Origin of the sequence: Streptomonospora alba, from assembly GCF_000826685.1 — a bacterium.
In the GTDB taxonomy this organism is placed as follows: Bacteria; Actinomycetota; Actinomycetes; order Streptosporangiales; family Streptosporangiaceae; genus Streptomonospora; species Streptomonospora alba.
Window position 1 is genome coordinate 43,576 of the sequence record NZ_JROO01000047.1, and the last position, 20,525, is coordinate 64,100.

Genomic DNA, 20,525 nt, shown 5'->3' on the forward strand with positions numbered 1-20,525 from the left:
GGCGAACCCGCATAATCGGCACCGCTCGGCTTCTGCGTACAGCGGAGCCCGCCCCGGGTGCGGCTCGGGTTCCGGAGGCGCCCCGTGGAGGGGCCGGTCAGCGCGGGATCCCCGTGCCGCAGGACGCGGTTCGGCACTGGACGCCTGCGCTCAGCCGCCGCCGTAGCGCCAGCGGAGGAATCCGTGCTCGCGCTCCACACGGCGCATCTCGGCGTACAGGGCGTCGGGGTCGACGCCCGACACCACGGCTCCGCCCTGGGGCACGGGCCAGCGCGCGAACGCCCAGAAGCGGCGGGTGTAGGAGCCCCACAGCACGAGCCACACGCCCTGCTTCTGCCACTCGATGTGCGCCGCGGTCTCATGCCGATCGTCGTCTTCGCCCTCGTCCATAGCGAAGGGCTCATACCCGGACCGATATCTCCCCATTGGGCCGGATGTGGTCACCCCCGAGGCCTGGACATCGAGGGAACCCGTGCCACGGGAGCGCACACGTGCCCCAGCCGGTCCGCCGGCGGAGTGCGGACGATGCGGACGATGCGCTTTCGGCTGTTCGGCGATCCGGGCCCGGGGAGTCGGAGGTGCGCTCCGCCCGGACGGAGACATGCCGTTTCGGAGGAGGGCGCCTGCCGCCCGTCGCCCCCAGCCCGGTAGCACCCGGTACGGCCCTGGGCACGGTCCGCGGCGCCGTACCGGGAGTGGATCTCACCCGCGCCGATCCGCCGGCCCCCTTGGCGGATTCCGTTCCGCACTGGACACTGTCGGCGGCCGCCTCCGATCCCCGCGCGCTAGTGCCTCCCGCAGCGGCCCGGACCGCTGGGCGGTGCCGGCCTGCGGGTGAACGGAGCGGTAGGCGCCGCGCCGCAAATCTGCCGCAGGTTTTCTGTTGTTCCCCAGGCCCGCTCCCGTCTCCCAGGGGTGGAACGGGATGACGATCCGCAGCCGGTCCCGTCGCCGCAGTAGACCGAAGGGAAGTCAGCAATGAGTCACGCGCCCTGGCCAGGGCCGGACCCCGCACTGGTGTCCGCCGCCCGTGACGGCGATCCGCAGGCCGTCGAAGAGCTGCTTTCGCAATCGCTGCCGCTGATCTACAACATCGTCGGCCGAGCACTGGACGGCCACAGCGACGTGGACGACGTGGTGCAGGAGACCGTGCTGCGTGTCGTGGACCGTCTCGATCAGCTGGAGCGGCCGGAGTCGTACCGATCCTGGATGGTGGCCATTACCGTGCGGCGTATACGGGACTGGATCCGCGCCCGGCAGCGGTCGCAGGAGAACCTCCGGTCGCTGCCGCAGGCCGAGCACCTGCCCGACGCGTCCGACTTCGCCTCGCTGACGATCCTGCGGTTGAACCTGACCGACCAGCGCCGGGAGGTCGCCGAGGCCACGCGCTGGCTGGACGAGGACGACCGCGAACTGCTGTCGCTGTGGTGGCTGGAGCAGACCGGCCAGCTCGGGCGCTCCGAGCTCGCCGAGGCGCTGGGCCTGCCGGAACGGCACGCGGCCGTGCGCGTCCGCCGCCTGAAGGACCAGTTGGACGTCGGCCGCACCGTCGTGCACGTCTTGGCCGCCCAGCCCGCCTGTCCGCAGCTCGGCGACATCACGAGCGGCTGGGACGGCCGACCGAGCCCGCTGTGGCGCAAGCGGCTGGCCCGCCACATTCGCCGCTGCCCCCACTGCGGCGACCGCACCGAACGGCTCGCGCCGGTGGAAGGGCTGCTGCGCGGACTGCCGATGCTTGCGCCGCCGCTGCCGCTGTACCAGGCCCTCGCCGAATACATCCGGTTCGGCCTGCCCGACGCGGCTCAGGACGGCTCAGACCAGGGCTCCGCGGGATCGGCGGACACCGGCGCGCCCGCCGGCGGGGGCTCCGATCCGGTCGGCGGCACGCAGTCGCATGCCGGCCCGCCCTCGCACCACGGCGGGCACGCTCCAGGTCTCCGCCGGGCGCGCCCGCCCGCGGCCCGGCGGAGCATCCTGGTCGCCGCGGGCGCGGGAGCTGTCGCCACGGGTGTCCTGGTCGCGTCCGCGCTGACGGACGACGGCCCGGCGTCGCCGCAGTCGGCCGCTCCCGCCCCGGGGCCCATGGCGGTCCGGGAGTCCAGCGAGGCTCCGGACTCTCCCTCGCCCTCCCCGTCGGCCTCGCCGAGCGCGGCCGCCTCCGCGGCGCCGCCGTCGCCGACCGCCGAGCCCGAACCCGACGCCGCCGAGGTCGCCGCCTCCGGCGGCAAGGGCGTCGGCGTGTGGGAGTTCGAAGGCGCAGACGCGGCGCTGCGGCAGTCGGGCGCCGGCTGGTACTACACCTGGTCCACCGCCCCTCCCGGCGTCGGCTCCGCGTCCGGGGCCGAGTTCGTACCCATGGTCTGGGGCGCCGACTCGGTCACGGACCAGGCCCTGGCCGAAGCCGAGGCGGCGGGCCCGTACCTGCTGGGGTTCAACGAGCCCGACATGGGCGAGCAGGCCGACATGACCGTGGAGCAGGCCTTGGAGCTGTGGCCGCGGTTGGAGGAGACGGGCAGCACTCTGGGAAGCCCCGCCGTGGCCACTGACGCCGACGTCGACGGCGGCTGGCTGGACCGGTTCATGACCGGCGCCGAGCAGCGCGGCCACCGCGTCGACTTCATCGCGGTGCACTGGTACGGCTCCGATTTCCGCACGGGTCCGGCCGTCGAGCAGTTGCGCGGCTACCTCGCCGCGGTCCACGAGAAGTACGGCAAACCGGTCTGGCTCACCGAGTACGCGCTGATCGACTTCTCCGACGGGACACCGCGCTACCCCGCCCCGGCACGGCAGGCCGCCTTCGTCACCGCGTCCTCGGCGATGCTGTCGGAGTTGCCCTTCCTCAAGCGCTACGCCTGGTTCGGCCTGGGCACCGACGAGGCGGGGCCGACCACGGCGCTGTACCGCGGCGGCCCCGCCCCCACGGAGATGGGCAGCGCCTTCCAGACCGCTCCCTAACTGTCGGCGTCCAGCCCGGGGCCCTCCGGGAGCGGGCGAGCCCGGGGCCGGTCACCCGGAGGCCGGGGCGATGGGGGTATCTGCGGGGAGCGCGTGTGCCTGCTTGCCGCCGGGCGCGCGCCGGGTGAGCACCAGGGGGCCGTCCTCGGTGATGGCCACCGTGTGCTCGGAGTGGGCTGTGCGCGAGCCGTCCGCCGACCGGATCGTCCAGCCGTCGGGGTCGTAGACGATCCGGTCGGTCGTGCGGGCGAACCAGGGTTCGAGCGCGAGGGTCAGGCCCGGGCGGAGCCTCAGGCCGTGGCCCGCCCTGCCCTTGTTCGACACGTGGGGTCCCTCGTGCATCGTGCGGCCGAGGCCGTGGCCGCCGAATTCGTCGTTGACCGGATAACCGTAGTCGCGGGCCACCGCCCAGATCGCCGCAGAGACATCACCCAGGCGGTTGCCCGGACGCGCCGCCGCGATCGCCGCCTCCAACGCTTCCTCGGTGGCGCGGACGATCCGCAGGTCCTCCTCGGCGGCGGCCCCGACGACGACCGTGCGCGCCGAGTCGGCCACCCAGCCGTCGACGCTGACCGCGAGGTCGGCGGTGAGCACGTCACCGTCGCGCAGCGTGTAGTCGTGCGGCAGGCCGTGCAGGACGGCGTCGTTGACCGACAGGCAGACGACGTTGCGGAACGAGCCCCTTCCGAAGGGCGGGGCGTAGTCCCAGTAGCACGACTGCGCCCCGCGCCGTTCGATCATGCCGCGAACGTGGTGCTCCAGGTCCAGGAGGTTGAGGCCCACCTCGGCGAGCCGTCCGACCTCGGAGAGCACCTCGGCGACGAAGCGCCCGGCCACGTGCATGCGCTGGATCTCCGCGGGCGTCTTCAGTTCGATCACGAGCACCTCACGCAGGGAGTTCTGGTATTTCTATACCGTCAAGCGCTAGAGTTTCGGTATAGAAATACCAGATCTAGCATGAGGGCATGGTCCGCCAACCGCTCACGCCCGAACAGATCGAGGCTGGCAGGCGTCTCGGTGCCCTGCTGCGCCACGCTCGGGCGGGGCGCGACCCCGCGGAAGTCGCGCACGCGGCCGGCGTTTCGCCGGAAACCCTCCGCAAGATCGAGACCGGCCGCCTGCCCTCCCCCGGGTTCGGCACGATCATCAGCCTCGGCGAGGCGCTCAACGTGCCGGTGCAGGAACTGGCGGCCACCTGGCGTGGCGGCGACCTCCCGCTGAAAGCCGTCTCCTAGCCGCCCTGCGCCCCGCGAGGTATACCCCCGGGAAGCTCCGGGGCCGGTCCCGGTGGAGGCGCCTTGGCGGAGTCCGCGCAGCAGACGAAGGGCCTCGGAGCCGGCGGCTCCGAGGCCCTTCTGCGCTGCTGCCGGGCGTGGCTCCCGCCTCCTCAGGCTCCGGCCAGGGCCGTGCCCGGGACCAGGTTCGAGCCCGGGACCGGCTCGGCGGGGTCGTCTCCCAGGGAGACGATGCGGTTCGCGGTGTCGACGTGGACCACGCGGGGCCGGTGCTGGGAGCGCTCGGACTCCTCCAGCTCCACGTACGACATGATGATGGCGAGGTCTCCCGGGTTCACCAGGTGGGCCGCCGCGCCGTTGATGCCGATCACACCGCTGCCGCGCTCTCCGGCGATGGTGTAGGTGACGAGGCGGTTGCCGTTGTCGATGTCGACGACGTGGACCTGCTCGCCCTCGACGATGTCGGCCGCCTCCAGCAGGTCGGCGTCGATGGTGATCGATCCCACGTAGTGCAGATCGGCCTGGGTGACCGTCGCGCGGTGGATCTTGCCGTGGAACAGGGTGCGACGCACGATCTCCTACCTCGTTTCCCTCACTGCGATATGACTACAGGCCCTGGTGGAGGGTCCCGTGCACGCTCGTGGCGGCGTCCGAAGCACCGCGGCGGTGCGAGGGTGCCGTCTTCTCGAAGCCGGGAACACCCGTGGTCCGCACCGAATTCCGCGATCGCCCCCGAGGGTAGTGTGCGCCGGATCGCGCGCGTGCACCGGGGCCGGGCATGTGCATCCGCAGCGTCGGAGGGGCCGCGGGCCCCGGGAGGAGCGCCTACTCCTCGTCCTCGTGGTGGTCGTGGTTGCTGGTGCCGCGCCGCCAGTAGCCGTCGACGTCGAAGCCCGTGCCGCGCTCGAATCCCCGTTCCTTGAGGTAGCGGCGGATCGGCTTGAGAGTGGTGGCCTCGCCCGCGCACCAGGCGAACCCCCGGCCCTCGGGCAGCTCCGCGCCGCGGATGGCGCGCTCCAGCAGGTCGGTGCTGCCGGGGGCGGCTCCGTCGCGGTGCAGCCAGGCCACCGTGGCGCCGGCGGGAACGTCCAGGTCCTGCTCCTCGCCTGCGTCGGCCACCTCCAGAAACGCCAGCACGCGCGCGTCGCGCGGCAGCTCCTGCTCCAGCCAGCGTGCGGCCGCGGGCAGGGCGGTCTCGTCGGCGCCGATGACGAAGTAGTCGAAGTCGTAGTCCATGTGGTGGGTGCCGCGCGGACCGAGGACGCCGAGCCGGTCGCCGGGGCGGGCACGCACCGCCCAGCGGCCGCCCGGGCCGTGGTCGTGGGCGACGAGGTCGACGGTCAGCTCGTCGGCGTCGGCGTCGTAGCGGCGGACCGTGTAGTCGCGGTAGATCAGCTCCGGCGCGCGCATGTTCCACCGGCCGTCCTCGTTGAACTGCGGGAGGTGGAGTTCGCCGGTCTCCTCGTTCGGGAAGAAGAGCTTCACGTGGTCGGTGAAGTTGTCGGTGCGGAAGCCGTCGAGGTCGTCCCCGGTGAGGACGACGCGGATCATGCCGGGGGTGATGCGCTCGACGGTGCGCGCCTGGAGGGTCCGGGAGCGCAGGGGGTAGAACTCCACGCGCGGGTCGCGGACGGTGGTCATGAGCGCATCACTCCTGTCGTGTCGGGCGTGGCCGCGCAGGGCGGCGGGTTCGGGTTCCGCGCCGCGGACCGGACCCCTGCGCGCACTTTAGCTTAGGCTTGGCTAACTCGACAGCCCGGGTTCGTCCGGACCGCCGCCGTCGGCGGGTCTGTTCGCCGCGGGGGCGGGCGGGCGCGGCTGCGCGGACGCGTCCTCGGCTCCGCTGCGACCGTCGGCGTTGGCGGCCCGACGCAGCCCGGGCGCCGCCGCTGCCAGCACCGCCACCAGGACCACGGTCACGGCGCCGCCGGCCGTCACGGCCGCACCGGCACCGATCAGCGGGGCCAGCGAACCCAGAGCGAGCGCCCCCAGCGCCCCGCCCACGGTGTTCTGTGCGCTCCAGACGCTGTTGACCCGCCCGCGCAGCGCGTCGGGGGTGTGCGACTGCAGCAGCGCGAAGCGCAGCACCTCCTCGACGATCTCGGCGAAGCCGAGCACGACCAGCGCCGCTACAGCGAGCGCCACCTGGCCCGAGGCGCCGAAGGCGGCCGACGCCGCCCCGCAGCCGGCCACCGCGGCCAGCAGCACCGTGCCGCTGCGCCGAACGGTGCCGGTCCACCCGCTGGTGACCGAAGCCAGGACCGCGCCGAGGGCGGAGGCGGAGTACAGGAGGCCGGCGACGGTCTCGCCCGCGTGCAGCACGGTGTCGGTGAACTCGGGGATGAGCACGTAGGGCGTGGCGAACAGCAGCTGGACGAATCCGAGCAGCAGCAGCGGCCCGACGGTGCGGTGCCGGGCGGCGAAGCGCATCCCGTCGACCGCTGCGGCCGCGATCGCCTGCCTGCCCCCGCCGTGTTCGGCCTCCGGCGCCAGCGGCGGCAGGCGCAGGACGAGCAGAGTGGTGAGCACGCTGACTGCGGCGGTGATGCCGAAGACGGCGGGAAAACCCCACAGCGCGATGACGGCGCCGCTCAGTGCGGGCGCGGCGATGGACCCGAGCTGGCCGGTCAGTGCCAGCAGCGCCCCGGCGGCGGGCAGCCGATCGCGCGGGAGCAGACCGGGCACGGCCGCCTGCAGCGCCACGGTGCTGAAGGTGCCGACGAAGCCGTTCAGCGCCGCGCAGGCGCAGATCACAGCGAAGGCCGCCTCGGCGCCGCCGCTTTGGGCCCACACCGCGTTCAGCGTGAGCCCGGTGAAGGCGACCGCGGCGGCGCCGCGCCCGGCGACGATCAGCCCGCGGCGGGGGAACCGGTCGGCCAGCACTCCCCCGACCAGCGTGCCTCCGAAGATCGAGACGCCGTTGACCGCGCTGACGACGGCGACCAGGACCGAGGACCCGGTGGTCGAGTAGACCTGCATGGGCAGCGCCACCATGGCGAATCCGAGCCCGAAGACCGAGATCAGCCGTGCGGTGAACACCACCCGGAACGCGTGGCTGACGCGCAGCGGGGTGAGGTCGATGAGCGCGTTGCGCAGCTTCACCGGCCCGCCTCCGCAGGGGCGCGGCCTTCGCCGAGCGCGCACCCGTGGTCACCGTGGACGTCCTCCGGTGACCAGGGGGGCACGGTCGACGCGGTTCTGTGCGGCGGAGCGCTCCGCCTCACGCCTCGCCCATCGCGACGCGCAGACTCCGCGGGCGCAGGTCGGTCCAGTTCTCCTCGACGTAGGCCAGTGCGGCCTCCCTGTCGACCGGGCCGTGCACCTGCCGCCAGCCGTCGGGCACGGCCGCGAACTCCGGCCACAGCGAGTGCTGGTCCTCGTCGTTGACCAGCACCAGGAAGCGGCCTTCGGGGTCGTCGAAGGGATTGCTCATACCGCGACTCCAATCACTTTAGGAAAGGCTTACCTTATCAAGCTCGCGTCTCGTCGGGAAGGGGCGGCACGACGCCGCGGGTGGACAGCAGACCCGGCGCCGTCAAGGCGATCGCACCGACCAGGGCCGCCCCCGCCGCTCCGGCCGCGACCAGCGCCGCCGCCGTGCCCAGGGCGGTGGCGAGCCCGCCCATCAGCGACGCGCCCAGCGACCCGCCGACCGTGGCCTGGGCCAACCAGGCGCTGTTGACCCGCCCTCGCAGCATGTCGGGGGTGTGGGCCTGGATGAGGGAGTAGCGGAGGATCTCCTCGACCGCCTGGAAGCACCCCAGCAGCACCAGCGCGACCAGCGCGAGCACCGCGCTGCGGGCGGCGCCCAGCAGCACCACCGAGACACCGCACATCGCCACCGCCGCGGGCACGATCGGGCCGGTGCGGGCGATGCGGCCCGTCCATCCGCTGGTCAGCGACGCCGCCAGCGCGCCGGCCGCCGGGGCGGTGTAGAGCAACCCGGCCAAGGCCGCATCGCCGCCCAGTACACGGTCGGTGAACTCGGGGATCAGCACGGTGGGCATCGTGAACAGCACCTGGGTGAAGCCGAGCAGCAGCAGCGGGCGCACCACCGGATTGCGGGCGACGAACGCCAGCCCGTCGGCGACCGCGCGCAGCGCGGGGACGTCGTCCGCGGCCCCGGCCAAGGGCGTCGGCGGCACGAACCACACCGCCGCGGTGGCGACGGCGGCGATCGCGCAGGTGGCGAGGTAGCCGGCGCCCACACCGCCCAGCGAGATCAGCGCGCCGCCCAGCGCCGGCGCCGCCGCCGCGCCCGACTGGGCGGTCAGCGCGAACAGCGCGCCGGCGGCGGGCAGCCGGTCGGGGCCCACCAGCGCGGGCACCATGGACTGCTGGGCGATCAGCCCCATGGTGCCGATGACGCCGTTGACGGTGGCGCACACATAGATCACGGCCAGCAGCGGTCCGCCCGGAAGGTAGGTGTTGACCGCGAACATGCCCACGACCAGCGTCTCCACCGCCAGGCTCACCAGCATGAGCCGGCGCCGGTCCAGCTTGTCGGCCAGCAGCCCGCCGAGGGCGGTGCCGGCGAAGCTGGCCAGCCCGTTGACGACACTGACGCTGGCGACCAGCACCGACGAGCCGGTCATGGCATAGACCTGCATCGGCAGGGCGACGAGTCGGAACCCGCCGCCGAACAGCGAGATCAGCCGGACCGCGAAGACGATCCTGAACCCTCTGCCGCTGCGCAGCGGGCTCAGGTCGATGACCAGGCCCCGCAGTACCGGCCTCGCGGCCACGCCGACCCCCTTCCGCGCTCGTCGGAGGTCCCCGTCCGGCCGCGCGAGGGCGCCCCTCGGGCGCGGACCGGTCGCGGCCTGTGGCCGCCCCGCGGCGCAGGACCCTGCGGCCGGGCGACCTCGCATACGCCCGTGTGCGCCCCGGCGACCGCCCTCACTCGCGCGTCCGGACGAACAGCGCCGCCCGCTTGTGCGGCAGGTCGACCTCGGCGAGGAAGCCGAGCCCGGCCTTGCGGGCCGCACGGCGGGCGGCGGCGTTGTCGGCGTCGGGCTCCATGAGGATGCGCCGGCAGCGCGGATCGGCGGCGAAGACGGCGGCGGCGAAGGCGTCCAGGATCTCCTTGCCGACGCCGCGGCCGGTCTCCCCCGGGTCGCCGATGGCGATGTGGAATCCGATGTCGTGCGGTTCGGCGTCGTAGTGCCAGGCGATGACGTCGCGCGCCGCCCGGTACAGCTCGACGTAGGCCAGGTCGACGCCGTGGCTGCTGACGACGAACGGCCGCGAGAAGGTGCCGGCGCGCTGCGAGGCGAGTTCCTCGGCCCAGTGCTCGCGGCTCCAGGCCTGGTCGTAGAACGGGGCCACGTGCGGGAGGTTCATCCAGGTGTGCACGGCGTCCAGGTCGGCGCCGTGCGGCTGGGCCTGGCGCGCGGAGTAGGGCGGCGCGAGCGTCGGAGTCGGCGGCGGGCCGACGGCGAGGACGTCGGAGCCGACGGGGATCTCGCGGGGTGAGGGGCGGTACGCCGCGTCGGGCGCCTGCCCGGTGCCTGTCGATTCGGGCACGGACACGTGCGTCACCTCCGGTCGTGCCCCGCGGACCGGGGCGGTGTGCTGGCGTTTGCGGGCGGAACGAGGGCGGGCGCCGCGGACTCGCGCCGCCGCGCCCGGCGGGCGCCCGGGCCGTGCCGGGCGCCCGCCGAGGCGCGCCGTGCCTGCGGGCGCGCCGGACGGCTCACAGGTCCTGCAGGACGCGCTCCTCCAGCTGGTCGAAGAGGTCCAGGCCGGTCGTGTAGCTCATCGCGCCCAGTTGCGGGACGGAGTAGACGCGCTCGTCCTGGACGGGCTGCAGGTCCTGCCACGGCCCCTGGTCCATGACCTCCTGGATGGGCTCGGTGGGATCGCCCTCGGCGTCGGCGCGGGTGAGGACGACGTCGTACTCGTTCAACCGGTCCAGGTTCTCCAGCGGCAGGGACTCGCTGAAGTTGCCGTCGTCGGACTCGGGGGTGAAGCGCAGGCCGGCGTCGGCGGGCACGGTGGTCCCGTGCGAGCCCTGGTGCTCCAGGGTCCACTTGCCGTCGCCGTAGGCGTCGATGGAGACGAAGGTGGTGTCGGCGAGGACCTCGGAGTACTCCTCGCTGAGTTCGGCCGCCCGCGTGTCGTAGGTGTCGATGAGCTTGGAGTGGGCGTCGGAGACGCCGGCGGCGTCGGCGATGCGCCGGTTCATGTCCTTCCATTCGGAGGGGATGTTCATCGCGGCGACCGCGACGGGGGCGATCCGCTCCAGCTTGGAGTAGTCGAACTCCATGGCGGCGGGCAGGCCGGAGACGATCAGGTCGGGCTCCAGTTCGGCGACCTTCTCGACGTTGATCTCCAGGTCGCGGCCCACCTGAGGGAGGCCCTGGGCCTTCTCCAGTTCCGCAGGGGTCATGCCGGTGTCGTGGGTGCCGCTCGAGACCCCGACCAGGTTCGCCTCCTCCACCGAGATCAGCGGGGTCACGGCCCAGCCGATGGCGACGATGCGCTGGGGGTCTCGGGGGATCTCCACCGGCTGATCGGCGTGGTCGCTGGTGAACTCGCGCACGGGAGCGGACTCGGACCCGCTCTCCTCGCCCTCGGCGCCGCTGGTGCAGCCGCTGAGTGTGAGTGCCGCCGCGGCGATCAAACCGATGCCCCATCGGGGGATCAAGGCGCGGTATCGGTTCATGGAGACTCCAGACATCTATGGAAGGTGAGGCTTACCTTAGAGGGTTGATGCGGGGGTGGGACAAGCGGGTGCGGCCGCCGCGCGTTCGGGGGGCGGGGATCACCCCGTGCGGTCCGGGGGTCCGGCAAGGCGGGCGGCGAGGACGGGGCCGATGACCGCCAGGCCTTCGGAGGCGAGCAGATCGTCGTGGGCGGTGGGGACCTCGTGGTGCTCGACGCCGCCGCCGATGCCGTGCTCCCAGGCGCGGGCGGCGCCGGCGGGGGCGTCCTTGGCCGTGAAGCAGAGCGCATCGCCCATGTGGCGGGGCGGCTCCTCGCCGACGGAGGCGGCCAGGACCTCGGCGGCCCAGCGACGGTTCGCCTCGGCCATGCCGGCGTCGCCGCGTTCGGCGCCGATCCGGGCGGCCAGCGCGGCGGCGCCGGCATCGGCCGGCCGCTCCGGTTCCTCCCCGGCTCCGGTCCCGGTGGCTCGGGCGCCGCGCCGTGCGTGCCAGGGCGCCGGGTAGGCGTCCAGCAGCGCGAGCAACTCGACGTCCGCGCCGTCCCGGGCCAGCTCGGCGGCCACGGCCTGGGCCAGGGTCCCGCCGAAGGACCACCCGGCCAGCCGGTAGGGGCCGTGCGGGTGGGCGCGGCGGATACGTCGGGCGTAGACGCCGGCGAGTGCGGCGACGGTGCCCGCGGCGGTTCCGCGCGCCGGCGCCTCCACTCCCAGGAGCGGCACGTCGGCGCCGATGTGGCGGCGCAGTCCGACGAAGGGCCAGCTGAACCCGCTCGCGGGGTGCAGGCAGAACAGCGGTGCCTGCTCGCCGCCCGAGCGCAGTACGACGACGCCGGGCTCGCCCGGGGCCTCCTGCGGCGCGGCGGACCCGGGCCGGTCGGCCCGGCCGCCCGGCCCGGCGCCGAGTGCGGCCAGGTGCGCGGCGAGCGCACCCGGCGAGGGATTGGCGAACAGGTCGGCGATCGCCGCGCGGGTGCCGGTCTCGGCCTCGACACGTGAGCGCAGCCGCACCAGCAGCATCGAGTGTCCGCCGAGGTCGAAGAAGTCGTCGTCGGCGCCGACCCGGTCGGCGCCCAGCACCTCGGCGAACACCTCGCACAGCACCGCCTCGGCGGCGTCGCGCGGCTCGCGCCCGGGCTCCGGCGCGAGCTCGGCCGGGTCGGGCGCAGGCAGCGCGTCGCGGTCGAGCTTGCCGTGTGCGGTCAGCGGCAAGGACTCCAGCGGCAGGAACGCCGCGGGCACCATGTAGTCGGGCAGTCGCCCGGCCAGGTGGGCGCGCAGCTCGGCGGTACCGGGACCGCCCCTGCCCCGCGCCGCACCGCCGGCCGAGGACGTCCCCTCGGACGCTCCGCCCTCTCCGGAACCGCGCTGCCGCTGCTGCCCGCGGACGACGTAGGCCACCAGCCGCCGATCCCCCGGCGCGGCCTCCCAGGTGTCGACGACCGCCTGGTCGACGGCGGGGTGCTCGCTCAGCGCCGCGGCGATCTCTCCCGGCTCGACGCGGAAGCCGCGCACCTTGACCTGGTCGTCGGCGCGGCCGACGTAGTCCACCGACCCGTCGGGCATCCGCCGCACCAGGTCGCCGGTGCGGTACATGCGTGCGCCTGACGCGCCGAAGGGGTCGGCGACGAACCGGTCGGCGGTCAGCCCGTGGCGAGCGAGGTAACCCCGCGCGAGCCCGGCGCCGCCCAGGTACAGCTCTCCGACCACGCCCGGCGGCACCGGACTCAGCCGCTCGTCGAGCACGTAGGCGGCGGTGTTGGCGGTGGCGTAGCCGATGACCGGGCGCTCGTGTCCGGCGGCACGGGCCGCCAGGGCGTCGACCGTGGCCTCGGTGGGTCCGTAGAGGTTGAAGGTGACGGTGCCCCGTTCCTCCAGCTCGCCCAGCCGCCTCCACAGCGACGCCGGCACCGCCTCGCCGCCCACGCCCAGCGTCAGCGGGGTGTGCGTGCCCGGCTCGCCCAGTCCGGCGCGCATCAGCTGCAGCAGGTGGGAGGGGGTCACCTCGATGAAGTCCATGCGCTCGGCACGGATGCGCTCAACCAGCAGCGCGGGGTCGTGCATGGCCTCCTCGGTGACGACGTGCACGGCGTGGCCGTCCAGCAGCCACAGCTGCGGCTGCCATGCGGCGTCGAAGGAGAACGACCAGGCGTGGCCCACCCGCAGCCGGTCGCGGCCGGCGCGGCGCCGCGTGGGCCGGTGCAGCGTCTCGCGGTGGCTGTGAAACAGGTTGGCGACGCTGCGGTGGGTGACCACGACGCCCTTGGGCCGTCCGGTGGAGCCGGAGGTGTAGACGACGTAGGCGGGGTGGTCGGGGCGCAGCGGCGCGGTGCGGTCGGCGTCGGCGGGATCGGTCGCCGACCGCTCGGCCGCTGCCTGCGGGGTGAGCGCGAGGATCCCGCGGGCCCCCAGCGCGGCCGCGCGCTCCCCCAGCTCGGGAGTGGTGGCGGTGAGCAGCGGGTCGGCGTCGCTCAGCATGTGGGCCACGCGTTCATCGGGGTAGGCGGGGTCGATCGGCAGGTAGGCGGCCCCGGCCTTGAGCACGGCCAGGATCGCGACCAGGGTGTCGGCCGAGCGCGGCAGCAGCAGCGCGACGACCGCCTCCGGCCCGGCGCCGCGGGCGATCAGCTCGTGGGCGAGGCGGTTGGCGCGCCGGTTCAGCTCCGCGAAAACGTGGCTCTCGCCCTCGCATACCAGCGCCGGGAGATCGGGGCCCTCGGCGACCGCGGCCTCGAACAGGGCGGGGACCGTCTCCGGGGCGGACACCGCGACGCGCGGGCCCTGGGCGTCGCGGGTGAGTCGGGCGGACTCCTCGGCGGTGAGAAGGCCCAGCCGCCCGATGGGTGCGGCGGGGTCCTCGGCGGCGGCCGCCAGCAGCCGCTCCAGCCGCAGCGCGATGTTGCGCACCGTCGCGTCGTCGAACAGGTCCAAGCTGTAGTCGACGACACAGCGCATGGCCCCGCCGTCGGGACCGGCGCTCTCGCCGGGGTCGCGGAACTCCACGGCCAGGTCGAACTTGCCGCCGGGGGCGGCCACCGGCTCGCGCTCGGCCTGCACGCCTTCCATGGCCAGCCGCGGCCCGGCGCCGCTCTGGTAGGCCAGCATCACCTGGAACAGCGGGTGGCGGCTCATGGAACGGGCGGGGTTGACGATCTCTACTAGGTGCTCGAAGGGGATGTCGGAGTTGTCGTAGGCGGCCAGATTGGCTTCGCGCACCCGCGCCAGCAGTTCGGTGAAGGCGGGGTCGCCGGAGGTGTCGGTGCGCAGCACCAGTGTGTTGACGAAGAAGCCGACGAGGTCGTCGAGCGCGGCGTCGTCGCGCCCGGCCACGGGCGATCCCAGGGGGATGTCGGTGCCCGCGCCCAGCCGGGTCAGCAGTGCGGCCAGCGCCGCCTGCAGCACCATGAAGACGCTGGTGTCGTGGGTGCGCGCCAGCGTGCGCAGCCGCGCGCTCAACTCGGCCGACAGTTCCAGTTCGACGGCGCCGCCACGCCCACTGGAGGCGGCCGGGCGCGGCCGGTCGGTGGGCAGGGCGAGTTCCTCGGGCAGGCCGCGCAGCGCCTCGCGCCAATAAGCGGCCTGGGCGTGTGCCGCGCTGGCCGGGTCGTCCTCGCTGCCCAGCACGGCGCGCTGGTGCAGGCCGTAGTCGGCGTACTGGACGGGCAGCGGCGTCCAGGCGGGGGCGCGGCCGCCGCGGCGGGCGGTGTAGGCGGTGCCGATGTCGCGCAGCATCGGGCGCGCCGACCAGCCGTCGCCGGCGATGTGGTGCAGCAGGACGAGTAGCACGTGCTCGTCTTCGGCGGTACGGAACAGCCGGGCGCGCAGCGGCGGCTCGGCGTCCAGCCGGAAGCCGTAGGCCGCGGCACCGGTGAGCAGGTCGGGCAGTTCGCCCTCGCCGGCCTCGGTGAGCGGCACGTCGGGCCGTGCCTGATCGGGCGCCAGGATGTGCTGGTAGGGCACGCCGTCGTCGTCGGGGAAGACGGTGCGCAGGCTCTCGTGGCGCGCGGTGACGTCGGCCAGCGCCTCCGCCAGTGCGGAACGGTCCAGCGGGCCGCGCAGCCGCGCGCAGAAGGGGATGTTGTAGGTGGGGCGCGGGCCGTCCAGCCGGTAGAGGAACCACATCCGCTGCTGGGCGTAGGACAGCGGGGGCCGGTCGGGTCGCTGGGCCGGGCGCAGCGGGGGGCGGGCGCCGGCGGGGCGCAGCCGCTCGGCCAGTCCGGCGACGGTGGGGGCGTCGAAGACGGTGCGCAGCGCGACGTCGCGGCCCAGCACCGCGCGGATGCGGGTGACCAGCCGGGTGGCCAGCAGCGAGTGGCCGCCCAGCGCGAAGAAGTCGTCGTCGATGCCGGTCTCGGGCACGTCCAGGATCTCGCGGTAGAGTCCGCACAGCAGCTCCTCGACCTGGTTGCGCGGCGGGCGGCCGCCGGCCGCCGCGGCCAGGTCGGGGGCGGGCAGGGCGGCGCGGTCGGTCTTGCCGTTGGGCAGGACGGGCATCTCCTCCAGCGGCACCACGGCGGCGGGGAGCATGGCCGTGGGCAAGCGCGCGGCCAGGTGGTCGCGCAGCGCCCGCGGGTCGAGGCCGCGGCCGTGCAGCGCGGTGGCGTAGGCGACGAGGGCGTCGGAGCCGGCGCTGTCGCGGTGCACGGCCGCGGCGCCGGCGGCGACGTCGGGGTGGGCGGCAAGGGCCGCCTCGACCTCGCCGAGCTCGACGCGCATCCCGCGGATCTTGACCTGGTCGTCGGTGCGGCCGAGGAACTCCAGCTCGCCTCGGGCGTTCCACAGCACGCGGTCGCCGGTGCGGTACATGCGGGCGCCGGGCGCGCCGAAGGGGTCGGCGACGAACCGCGCGGCGCTGAGCCCGTGCCGCCGGAGGTAGCCGCGGGCCAGCCCGGCGCCGCCGAGGTAGAGCTCGCCGGCCACCCCGGAGGGCACGGGACGCAGCAGGGAGTCCAGCACGTAGGCGCGCACCCCCGGGTCCGGGCGCCCGATGGGCACCCGGTCGCCGGCCGCGTCGGGCCGACACTCCCCCAGGGTGGCGTTGACCGTGGCCTCCGTGGGGCCGTAGCAGTTGAACATGGCGCGTCCGTCGGCGGCGAAGCGGCGCACGAGCGCGCCGGGCACCGCCTCGGTGCCGGCGAGCACGGTCATGCCGGCGGGCAGCTGAGCCTCCGGAGGCAGCGCCGACAGCAGCGCGGGGGGCAGCCCGGCGTGGGTGACGCGGCGCTCGTGCAGGTAGTCGGTCAGCGGCGGCCCGGGCACGCGACGTTCGGGCGGCACCACCACGAGCCGTCCGCCGGAGAGCACACCCATCACGAACTCCCAGAAGGCGACGTCGAAGCTGGGCGAGCCGAGCTGGGCGATGCGGCTGGAGGCTCCGACGCCGAGGCGGCGGGCGGCGGTGGCCACGAGCTTGGCGACGCCGGCGTGACTGACGGCGACGCCCTTGGGTGTGCCGGTGGAGCCGGAGGTGTAGACGAGGTAGGCGGCGCTTTCGGGACGCAGCGGCGCGCCGCGCTCGGCGTCGGTGATCCCCCCGGCCGCTGCGGCGGCGATCTCGGCGGCGGTACCGGGGGCGTCGGGGACGACGAGGTCGGCACCGGTGAGCGCGGCGACGCGCCCGCTCAGCTCGGCCGCGGCGACGAGGCAGGCCGGCCGGGAGTCGGCGAGCATGTGGGCGAGCCGGTCGTCGGGGTAGTCCGGGTCGAGTGCGAGGTACGCCGAGCCCGCCTTGAGGACCGCCAGCAGCGCCACGACCAGTTCGGCAGAGCGGGGCAGCGCCAGGGCCACCACCCGCTCCGGCCCGGCCCCGCGCTCCAGCAGCACCCGCGCCAGCCGGTTCGCCCGCGCGTCGGCCTCGGCGGCGGTGAGGACGGTGTCCTCGTCCTCCACCATCACCGACTCGGGGGCCTCGGCCACCCGGCGGCTCAGCAGGCCGGTGAAGGTGGCGGCCCGCAGCGCGTCCGCCTCGGCCGCCTCCTCCGCACGGGAGGGCCGCGGGCGGTCCTGGGAGGCGGGCAGGGCGGCGGCGCCCGCCCCGTTCCCTGCTCCGGCGCTCCCCGCGGCGTCGGCGTCCGCAGCGGAGCCGTCGGCTCCGCCGTCCGGGGCGCGATCGGGCTGCGCGGCCGTCCCGGCCCCGGCGGCATCGCGGTCACCGGTTGCGGCCTGCCGGCCCCGGCCCGCGCTGCCGACCGCCGCGTGGGCGGCCGCACGGTGGGCGGCGAGGGCCGTGGTGGGGGCCGGGACGTCATGGGGCGAAAGGACGGCAAGCCGCGCGACGGGGGTACGGGGCGCGGCCGACATGGCGCTCAGCACGGCGGTCAGGCTGTCGGCGACCAGCTCCGCCCGCGCCGGGGAGACGGTGTCGGGCCGGTAGCCCAGTGTCAGGCGCAGCCGCGGGTCCTGCGCGCCCGGCCGCGGGGGTACGGCCGCCAGCGACAGCGGGTAGTGCGTCGCGTCGGCGGAGCCCAGCACCCGGGCGCGCAGGCCGGGCACGTCGGCGGCGGGGTCGGTGCCCTCGACCGGGTAGTTCTCCACCGCCATCATGGTGTCGAACAGTTCCGGCACGCCTGCCGCGCGCTGGATGTCGGCGAGGCCGACGTGGCCGTGGTCGAGCAGGGCGGCCTGCTCGTCGCGCAGGCGCGCGAGCAGGCCGGCGGCGCTCTCGGCCGGGCGCACGCGCACCCGCACCGGGACGGTGTTGACGAACAGCCCGACCATGTCCTGGGCGCCGTCCAGCTCAGGGGGGCGGCCGGAGACGGCGGCGCCGAAGACGACGTCGCGGCTGTCGAGCAGGTGGCCCAGCACCATCCCCCAGGCCGCCTGGAGCACGGTGTTGAGCGTGACGCCGTGGGTGCGCGCCAGGTCGCGGACCGCGGTGGTCAGTTCGGCGGACACCTCGCGGGTGAGACCGCGGGGGTGCGCCTCATCGCCCGCCGTGCGCTCGGGCTCGGCGGCTCGGTCGAAGGCGTCGGCGACGCGCGTGGCGCCCTCCACCCCCGCAAGGGACGCCCGCCAGGCCTTCAGCGCCGCGTCGACGTCCTGGCGGGCGAGCCAGGACAGGTAGCCGCGAAACGGCGCGGCGCGCGGCAGCGGGGCCCCGTCGGCGGCATAGAGCCGGAACAGGTCGCGCACCAGCAGCGGCAGCGACCAGCCGTCGAGCACGATGTGGTGGTGGGTGAGCACCAGCACGTGGTTTCGGGGCGCCCGGCGCACCAGGACGAAGCGGATCAGCGGCGGGTGTGCGAGGTCGAAGCGCCTGCGGCGCTGCTCGTCGCGCAGGCGTTCCAGCTCGGCCTCCTGGCCGGCGGCGTCGAGGCCCGTCAGGTCGGTCTGCGACCAGTCGGCGGGCACGTCGGTGCCCACGAGTGCGGCCGCCTGCCCGTTCTTGCGGCGCCGGAACGCCGCGCGGACGTTGGGGTGGCGCCGCAGCAGAGCGTCGGCGGCGGCGTGCAGCCGCTCGGACTCCAGCTCGCCGTCGAGTTCCAGCGCGATCTGGACGTTGTAGACGTCGGCGCCTTCGGCGTCGAGCTGGCTCTGGAACAGCAGCCCTTCCTGGAGCGGCGTCAGCGGCAGGATGTCCTCCAGGCCGGATGCGTTGCTCACGTGAGCCTCCACTCTGCTTCGAATTCGTCGATCTCGCTTTGATCGAGGTCCGGTAGGGCCAGGTCGGAGGGGGTGTGTCCGCCCGCCCCCGAGGAGCCGGTGTGGGCGACGAGGCCGCCGAGCTGGGCGAACCAGAAGTCGGCGAGGAGGCGCACGTCGTGCTCGCTCAGCAGCCGCCGGGGCCAGGCCACAGTGGCGGTCAGCTCGGGGCCCTCGGCGCCGTCGCGGGTGAGGGCGTTGAACTCCAGCGGGTGGCGCACGGGCATGCGGAGGTCGATCCCCGGCGGCAGCGCCGCGGTTTCGGGTGCCACGGCCCAGGGCTCGTGCTCGCCGGCGACCGCGACCCGGCCGAGGTAGTTGAACAGCAGCGGCGGTTCGGGGGCGGCGGCCAGCGCGCCCGCGGTGTCGGGGTTGAGGTGGCGCAGCAGGCCGTAGCCGATCCCGCCGTCGCCGGGGCGGGAGCGCAGCTGCTCCTTGACCCGCTTGAGGGCGTCGCCGGCAGCCGGCCCGCCCGTTCGGGCCTGGTCGGGGTCCAGACCGCTGACGTCCAGGCGCGCGGGGTGGACGGCGGTGAACCAGCCGACGGTGCCCGATACGTCGGTGCCGCCGAACAGGTGCTGCTCGCGGCCGTGGCCCTCCAAGGCGAGCCGCAGCACCGCGCCGGTGCGCTCCGCGCCGCCGTCGTGGGAGGCGCGCCATTGGGCTACGGCCAGCGCGAGCGCGCTGAGCAGCACGTCCTCGATACCGGTGTGGAACATCTCGGGGACCCGGGTGAGCAGGGCCTCGGTGTCGGCCGTGGGCAGCGTGACGGTGATGCGGCGCAGCGTCGCGGCGGTGTCGCGGTCGGGGTCGCACCGCCCGAACGGCTCGGTGCCGCCGTCGGCGGCGGTGATCTGCTGCCAGGCGGCGAGTTCGGCGGTGCGGCGTTCGGCCCGGGCTTCGGTCCGCAGGTGCTGCGACCAGCGCGCGTAGGAGGTGTGCGGCGCCGGGAGGGCGGGCGGGCGGCCGCGGGAGACCTCGCGCCAGGCGGCGGCGAGTCCGGCGCGCAGGATGTGCCAGGAGACGCCGTCGACGGCGAGGTGGTGCACCACCAGCACCAGGCGCCCGGGGGCGGCTCCTCGGTCCAGCCACACGGCACGCACCATCGCCCCGGTGTGCGGGTCGAGCCGCTCCTGGGCCGCGTCGGCTTCGTCGGCGGCCGCTCGCGCGAGCCCCTCCTCGTCCAGCCCTGCGGAGTCGCGCCGGGTGAGCACGTCGGCGGCCGCGACGGAGCCGGGCTCGGCGACGTGCAGCCGCCAGCCTTCGGCGCCGGTGTGCAGCCGTGCGCGCAGCATGGCGTGGGTGTCCAGCACCGCCTGGAGGACGGCGGCCAGGCGGTCGGCGTCGGCGCCGGCGGGCGTGTGCACCGCGGTGGCCTGGCTGAACCGTTCGAGGGGGCCGCCGCGTTCGCGCAGCCAGTGCATGACGGGGGTCGGCTCGACGTCGCCGGTGCCGTCGTCGGCTCCGCCGGGGTGCGGACCGGCGCCGGCGGGGTCGCCGACGGGCGCGGCGGCCAGGGCGAGGCGCTGCGGCGTCTGCTCGGTGAAAACGTCGGCCGGGGTGAGCTCCAGGCCGCCGGCGCGGGCGCGGCCGACGAGCTGGATGGCGAGGATGCTGTCGCCGCCGAGTGCGAAGAACCCGTCTTCGGCGCCGACGCGGTCCAGCCCGAGCAGCTCGGCGAACAGCCCGGCGAGCAGCTCCTCCCGGGAGCCCCGGGCCTCCCGCCCCGCTGCGGCGCCTGCGCCGGGGTCGGGGTCGGGCAGGGCGGCGCGGTCCAGCTTGCCGTTGGCGGTCAGCGGGAAGGCGTCGAGCACCGTGATCGCGGCGGGGACCATGTGCTCGGGCAGCCGTGCCGCGAGTCGCCGCAGCAGCGCATCGGGGTCCGGGTCGGCGGCGTCGGCGGGGGTGACGTAGCCGGTGATCCGGTCGGCGCCCGCGGCGGTGCGCTCGGCGGTGACGACGGCGCCGGCGACCTCGGGCGCGGTGGTGAGCGCGTGCTCGATCTCTCCGAGTTCGATGCGCATCCCGCG

13 protein-coding genes are annotated in these 20,525 nt (G+C 74.9%); 2 read left to right on the forward strand and 11 right to left on the reverse strand.

Going from position 1 to position 20,525, the window contains the following annotated elements:
* Positions 1 to 150: 150 nt before the first annotated feature.
* Positions 151 to 390, reverse strand: coding sequence for a hypothetical protein (locus tag LP52_RS22705; RefSeq protein WP_193790031.1), 240 nt, complete (start codon positions 388 to 390; stop codon positions 151 to 153).
* Between the two features lie 588 nt (positions 391 to 978).
* On the opposite strand from LP52_RS22705, the gene LP52_RS22710 reads away from it, so the two are divergent.
* Complete coding sequence (locus LP52_RS22710) at positions 979 to 2,955, forward strand: sigma-70 family RNA polymerase sigma factor (protein ID WP_040276415.1); 1,977 nt, start codon at positions 979 to 981, stop codon at positions 2,953 to 2,955.
* 51 nt (positions 2,956 to 3,006) lie between these two features.
* Here the strand turns inward: LP52_RS22710 and map are convergent, their stop codons facing one another.
* The gene (gene map, locus LP52_RS22715) at positions 3,007 to 3,834 is read right to left on the reverse strand and encodes a type I methionyl aminopeptidase (RefSeq protein ID WP_052810170.1); all 828 of its coding nucleotides are present in this window, start codon (positions 3,832 to 3,834) and stop codon (positions 3,007 to 3,009) included.
* 86 nt (positions 3,835 to 3,920) lie between these two features.
* Here map and LP52_RS22720 point away from each other — a divergent pair, with 86 nt between their 5' ends.
* Positions 3,921 to 4,190: a helix-turn-helix domain-containing protein gene (locus tag LP52_RS22720; protein ID WP_040276416.1), complete on the forward strand. Its 270-nt coding sequence runs from the start codon at positions 3,921 to 3,923 to the stop codon at positions 4,188 to 4,190.
* Between the two features lie 152 nt (positions 4,191 to 4,342).
* On the opposite strand, the gene panD is transcribed toward LP52_RS22720, so the two are convergent.
* From panD to LP52_RS22765, 9 genes are all read right to left on the reverse strand, one after another.
* Positions 4,343 to 4,762, reverse strand: a complete 420-nt coding sequence (gene panD, locus LP52_RS22725; protein ID WP_040276417.1) for an aspartate 1-decarboxylase — start codon at positions 4,760 to 4,762, stop codon at positions 4,343 to 4,345.
* A 253-nt stretch (positions 4,763 to 5,015) separates the two neighbouring features.
* Positions 5,016 to 5,831, reverse strand: a complete 816-nt coding sequence (locus LP52_RS22730) for a siderophore-interacting protein (protein WP_040276418.1) — start codon at positions 5,829 to 5,831, stop codon at positions 5,016 to 5,018.
* Between the two features lie 102 nt (positions 5,832 to 5,933).
* On the reverse strand, positions 5,934 to 7,292 hold the full coding sequence (gene entS, locus LP52_RS22735; protein ID WP_084723425.1) for an enterobactin transporter EntS: 1,359 nt from the start codon (positions 7,290 to 7,292) through the stop codon (positions 5,934 to 5,936).
* A gap of 118 nt (positions 7,293 to 7,410) precedes the next feature.
* Complete coding sequence (locus tag LP52_RS22740; RefSeq protein WP_040276419.1) at positions 7,411 to 7,623, reverse strand: MbtH family protein; 213 nt, start codon at positions 7,621 to 7,623, stop codon at positions 7,411 to 7,413.
* 37 nt (positions 7,624 to 7,660) lie between these two features.
* Positions 7,661 to 8,935, reverse strand: a complete 1,275-nt coding sequence (gene entS / locus LP52_RS22745) for an enterobactin transporter EntS (protein ID WP_238581057.1) — start codon at positions 8,933 to 8,935, stop codon at positions 7,661 to 7,663.
* A gap of 154 nt (positions 8,936 to 9,089) precedes the next feature.
* Positions 9,090 to 9,716, reverse strand: coding sequence for a GNAT family N-acetyltransferase (locus tag LP52_RS22750; RefSeq protein ID WP_040276438.1), 627 nt, complete (start codon positions 9,714 to 9,716; stop codon positions 9,090 to 9,092).
* Positions 9,717 to 9,885: 169 nt separating this feature from the next.
* A complete protein-coding gene (locus tag LP52_RS22755; protein ID WP_193790032.1) occupies positions 9,886 to 10,857 on the reverse strand; it encodes an ABC transporter substrate-binding protein in 972 nt (323 codons plus the stop codon).
* 99 nt (positions 10,858 to 10,956) lie between these two features.
* Complete coding sequence (locus LP52_RS22760) at positions 10,957 to 18,456, reverse strand: non-ribosomal peptide synthetase (protein ID WP_040276421.1); 7,500 nt, start codon at positions 18,454 to 18,456, stop codon at positions 10,957 to 10,959.
* The coding region (locus LP52_RS22765) for a condensation domain-containing protein (protein WP_040276439.1) at positions 18,453 to 20,525 on the reverse strand (2,073 nt) is incomplete at its 5' end. The genes LP52_RS22765 and LP52_RS22760, both read right to left, overlap by 4 nt.